Annotated in this window: 2 protein-coding genes and 1 pseudogene; all 3 read right to left on the reverse strand. The window is 68.7% G+C overall.

All coding sequences use genetic code 11. The features are described from left to right. Positions 1 to 563: 563 nt before the first annotated feature. Entirely contained in the window at positions 564 to 1,052 is a 489-nt protein-coding gene (locus QZY48_RS00665; protein WP_295426483.1) for a DUF192 domain-containing protein, read from the reverse strand. A 175-nt stretch (positions 1,053 to 1,227) separates the two neighbouring features. After that, a complete protein-coding gene (gene mutM / locus QZY48_RS00670) occupies positions 1,228 to 2,055 on the reverse strand; it encodes a bifunctional DNA-formamidopyrimidine glycosylase/DNA-(apurinic or apyrimidinic site) lyase (protein WP_295426484.1) in 828 nt (275 codons plus the stop codon). A gap of 2 nt (positions 2,056 to 2,057) precedes the next feature. Beyond that, positions 2,058 to 2,748, reverse strand: a pseudogene (locus tag QZY48_RS00675) (hypothetical protein); the annotation flags it as partial.

Here is a 2,748-nt window from a genome sequence, read left to right on the forward strand (position 1 = left end):
AAGCGTATTGCACAAATGGCGGTCAGGCATGATCAACGGCGTAGCGATATCGAGCGGCGTTACAAGATAGCCTAGCCAGGCTAGTTGAAAAGCGGCCAGAATTCAAGTTAACAAAGTAGAACTAATGGCAGCGACCCGTTTAGCCCCCAACTCGATCCTCCTCCACCAAGGGGAGAGAGGCCGAAGACCGACGGGTTGCGCTGAGGCAGCAGCCGGTGGTCGCGGGGGGGGGTGGCTGCCATGGCTCCAAGACCGGCCACCCCCGGACCATGAGCCTGGAGAACGCCGTTCTCACGCCAAGGCGCCATGCTCGCCAAGAAATACAATAGGGTAGATAAGGTCACCAGATCACCCGCCGGGTGAATGGACTAAGGCAGATAGGGCGCTGAAAAACCTTGGCGAGCTTGGCGCCTTGGCGTGAGACGTTTCGGGACTTGGCTTGCAGCCGCGCTGCGGGGCCGCGGTAACCTGCGACGTTGCGGCAGTTTGCGCGGCCTTGTCGCGGCTGAAGCCGCTCCCACAGCGTCGCTGCGCGACCTTTGCGGTGGCCGCGGCAGGGTCGGCTAGTGGACGAGCGCTAGGGGGTCACCGACCTGGATGGCCTGGCGGGCGGCCTCGCCGCCTTTGATCTCCAGGATGTAACCGACGGCGGTGGAGGTACTGGGGTAGGTGGGGCAGTCCTGCTGACGGCAGGGCTGGGCCTCGGGGACGATCTGAAGCAGGGTCCCGGCGGCGTCGAAATACAGCAGGTCCAGGGGGATCAGGGTGTTTTTCATCCAGAATTCGGCGCGGGCCGGGGGCTGGATGAAGAGCATCCCCTGGTCGGCGGGCAGGTGCCGACGGAACATCAGGCCGCGCTGGCGCTCCTCTTGCGTCTGCGCCAACTCCACCTGGAAGGCGGCGGGGCCGACCCGGACCCTGGCCTGTTCCGCGGCGTGCAGGTCCCCGGCTATCGGGAGGCCGAGGCACAGGCCGAGCAATGCGGCGATGGGCGCTGCGTGTCGGCGGCCGGGGGCTAAGGAATGGTTCAGTAATAGGCTAAACAAGTTCATTAGAGAGTGCCTGTCGCGTCGTTGTCGTTGTCGTTGTCGAAATTCAGGTTATCGTAGTGGCCCGGATTCTCTGGCACCGCAAATTTCATCGTTCTTTCGATTACGATTACGACAACGACAACGACAACGACAACGCTCATTGGTGAAGTAAAGGCCCTTTCTCGGGCGCGCCCCATCAATGCTGACACCGCGCGCAATAGAAGCTGGACCGCTGTCCAATGCGCTGCTCGCGCAGCGCCGTGCCGCAGGTGGGGCAGGGTTCCCCGGTGCGGCCGTAGACGCGCAGCAAGCGCGCGAAATAGCCGGGGTTGCCGTCCTCCTGCACATAGTTGCGCAGCGTAGTGCCGCCCTGGACGATGGAGGCCTTGAGTACGGTCCTGATGGTCTCGGCCAGGCGTAGGTAGCGCGGGAGCGCGATGCGGTTGCAGGCGCGGGCCGGGTGGATGCCGGCCAGGAACAGGGATTCGCTGGCATAGATATTTCCTACCCCGACCACCACGGTCCCGTCCATGATGAGGGATTTGACCGCCACCCGCCGGCCCCGGCTCTGGGCGAAGAGGTGGGCGCCGTCGAATCCGTCTTCCAGTGGCTCGGGGCCCAGGTCGCGCAGCAGCGGGTGCCGGGTCGCGGCCAGGGCGGGCGGGTCCGGGGTCCAGATCAGGAGGCCGAAGCGGCGGGGGTCGTGCAGGCGCAGCGCGCGGCCGTCGGTGAGCACCAGGTCGACGTGGTCGTGCCGGGTCGGCGCCAACCCCGCGGTCACCAGGCGCAGGCTCCCGGACATGCCCAGGTGCAGGATCAGGCAGCCGCCGCCGACCTCGACCAGCAGGTACTTGGCGCGCCGCGTGAGCCCCCCGATCGACAGGCCCGCCAGGCGTTCGGGCAGGTCGGCGGGGATGGGCAGGCGCAGGCGCGGCTGCCGCACCACCAGGCGCTCGATCCGCCGGCCCTCGAGGTGGGGGCGGATGCCGCGCAGCGTGGTTTCGACCTCCGGGAGTTCGGGCACCCTCAGTACCTGCGCAGTGAGGGCGTGATCTCGGCCTTTCCCTTGGTCTCCGGCCCGACCCCCGGGTCCGCCCGCGCGGGGTCCGGCGCCGCGTCCGGTGCGAAGGGGTCGATGCCGAATCCCGCGGGCGGTGCCTTGTAGGGTTCGGCGCCGAAGCCGGCGCCTGGTTCGCCATCCGCGTCCGGTTGGTCGGACTGGTCCCGGTCCGGGCTCAGGCGGACCACCGGCGGGGTCTCCAGGGGGGCGTCCGGGGCGGGGTCCGCCGTGACCGCGGGCGCGAGCGGGTCCGGCACCGGGGTGTTGGGCGCGGTACTGCCGACAGCCGGCATGAGGGGGCCGGGCGGCACCGCAACGCGCATCGGCGCGCCGTCGGCCGGGGCGAGCGGCGGGCCCGGGTCGATGGCGGTCGGGTCCAGTTCCAGCAGCAGCCCATCGCCCAGGACATAGCGCAGCCGCTGATCCAGCCGGGTCCAGCGGCGGCGATCCGCGGACACCAGCAGGCGCAGCGTGGTGCCGTCCCCGAACCTGACCTGGAGCGGCTCGCCGCTCAGGTCACCGGTCATGGGCTCCAGACGCTCGGCCGTCAGCCCGGCCAGTGTCTTCAGGGAGGCGCCGGCCAGGGGGACCCCGTTGAGTGTGGCGTAGACCGGCGGGGCGGCGCGGGGCAGGAGTTGGCGCGAGCAATAGTCGATG

The organism is uncultured Thiodictyon sp. (assembly GCF_903828115.1).
GTDB lineage: Bacteria > Pseudomonadota > Gammaproteobacteria > Chromatiales > Chromatiaceae > Thiodictyon.